General features: G+C 72.5%; 4 protein-coding genes. 2 read left to right on the top strand and 2 right to left on the bottom strand.

Annotated elements, in window-relative coordinates:
- The coding region (locus L0B03_RS17095) for a DAK2 domain-containing protein (RefSeq protein WP_250448110.1) at window positions 1-408 on the bottom strand (408 nt) is incomplete at its 3' end.
- A gap of 230 nt (window positions 409-638) precedes the next feature.
- On the opposite strand from L0B03_RS17095, the gene rpmB reads away from it, so the two are divergent.
- A complete protein-coding gene (rpmB, locus tag L0B03_RS17100) occupies window positions 639-830 on the top strand; it encodes a 50S ribosomal protein L28 (protein WP_208054364.1) in 192 nt (63 codons plus the stop codon).
- Window positions 831-994: 164 nt separating this feature from the next.
- Window positions 995-1,516: a GNAT family N-acetyltransferase gene (locus L0B03_RS17105; RefSeq protein WP_250448111.1), complete on the top strand. Its 522-nt coding sequence runs from the start codon at window positions 995-997 to the stop codon at window positions 1,514-1,516.
- On the opposite strand, the gene L0B03_RS17110 is transcribed toward L0B03_RS17105, so the two are convergent.
- Window positions 1,501-2,038, bottom strand: a 538-nt coding sequence (locus tag L0B03_RS17110; RefSeq protein WP_250448113.1) for a thiamine-monophosphate kinase, incomplete at its 5' end; no start/stop codon positions are given. The genes L0B03_RS17105 and L0B03_RS17110 overlap by 16 nt on opposite strands.

Consider the following 2,038-nt stretch of genomic DNA (forward strand, 5'->3'; position numbering starts at 1 on the left):
GGCGCGTACCAGGGCGGGGACGGCGGGGTGCGCGGGCGGTGCGCCCGCCCCCCGGGACAGGTCATCGGCAGGGGCCGTGGGGGCGATCGTGCCCGGCCACCCCAGGAGCAGTGCGCTGAGGTACTGGCTGAGGATGACCCCGGAGTTGCCTCGGGCGCCCACGAGCGCACCACGGGCCAGGGCGTGGGCCACCTCCTGCGCCGTGGCCTCCGCCGGGAGGCCCGCGACGGCCTCGGCGGCGTCGGCGAGGGTCAGGTAGAGGTTCGTCCCGGTGTCGGCGTCGGGGACGGGGAAGACGTTGACCGCGTCGAGCGCGCGACGATGCTGTCTCAGCGTCTGCGTGGCCCCCTCGAGCCAGCGGCGCAGCGTGGACGCGGAGAGGCCGAGGAGCGGTACTGCTCGATCCACCCGTCTCCTCCTCGCCCTCTGCCCTCTGCCCTGACGTCACGTTTGGGTGCACCCGCGACGATCGGCTACCCTATCGAGGTTGCCCGGTCATGCCTGGGTGGGTGCAGGCCTCGTGAGGCGCCGGTCGAGAGTCCGGCAGCAGCGCGTGCCACGCACCATGATGAACGTACAGAACCGCTTCAGCCGCCCTCGGAATGTGCGCGCGGCATGCACGACGATCAGGAGAGAACGTGGCTGCCAACTGCGACGTGTGCGGCAAGGGCCCGAGCTTCGGGCACAGCATCTCGCACTCCCACCGCCGCACCAAGCGTCGTTGGAACCCGAACATCCAGCGCGTGCGCGCCGTCGTGGCGGGCGCTCCCAAGCGGCTCCACGTGTGCACCTCGTGCCTCAAGGCCGGCAAGGTGCAGCGCACCGCCTGAGCCCGACCTTCGTCGACAAGACCCACGGGGCCCAGCTCCGTGGGTCTTGTGCTGCCTGCAGCCCGGAGAGGACGCTGCGGCCGGCGGTCCCTCGATGACAAACGGGACATCAAGAGTCGCCCAAAGGGTGGCCTCGACGCCATCCAGATGGCAGGGTGGCCGTCATGGTGGACGACCTCACCGACATGGTGATCCGGCCGGCGACCGATGACGACGCACGCGCTATCGCCGAGGTGCACGTGGCCTCGTGGCGGCAGGCGTACACAGGGGTGATCGACGAGGACTACCTCGCGAAGCTCGACGTCTCGGCGCGGGCAGCATGGTGGAGCGAGCTCCTCGACAGCTCGAACACGACCACCTCCGTGTGGGTGGCCCAGGACGAGGGCCGCGTCGTCGGCTTCGCCTCGATGGGGCCGAGCCTCGACGAGGACGCCGATCGTTCTGGTCTGCAGATCTACACGATCTACCTCGACCCGTCGGCCTGGGGCCACGGCATCGCGAGGGAGCTCATGCGCACCGTCCTCGCCGACGTCCCTGACGGCGTGCCCGTCACGCTCTGGGTCCCGGCGGCCAACGAGCGCGCTCGGCACTTCTACCGTCGGCACGGCTTCGCGGCCGACGGGGTCGAGCGAGTCGAGGAGTTCGGTGGCGACCAGCTCCGCGAGATGCGCTACCGCAAGGGCTGAGGCCCCGCTCCAGGCGTGAAGTGGTCCCACCCGGTCCCGGCGACCGGCGGTGGGCCGCCGTCGACCAGCACCGTGGGGTGCCCCCGCCGCACACGTCCCACGGGGACGAAGCCCTCGGGCAGGTCCGCGGAGGGGAACGTCGCCAGGAACCCGTGGTCCTCACCGCCCGTGAGCAGCCAGGCGAGCGGGTCCACGCCCAGGGCCGAGGCCGCGGGGCTGAGGGCGTCGAGCTCGCGCGCCAGGGCCAGACCGGGTGCGACGAGGTCGATGACGACCCCGCTGGCCCGAGCGATGCGACCCGCGTCACGCAGGAGGCCGTCGGACACGTCGAGCATCGCGCTGGCTCCGGCGCGGGCTGCCGAGACCGCCGTGGCGAGGGGCGACACCGGCCGGAGGTAGCCCTGGACGAGGTCGGCACACCCGACCTCCTCCGCCCGGCCTGCCGAGAGCAGCGCCAGCCCCGCCGCCGAGCGACCGAGCGAGCCGCTGTGCGCCACGACGTCACCGGGCTGCGCCCCCGAG

Origin of the sequence: Actinotalea sp. C106 (genome assembly GCF_023630195.1) — a bacterium.
Lineage (GTDB): Bacteria > Actinomycetota > Actinomycetes > Actinomycetales > Cellulomonadaceae > Actinotalea.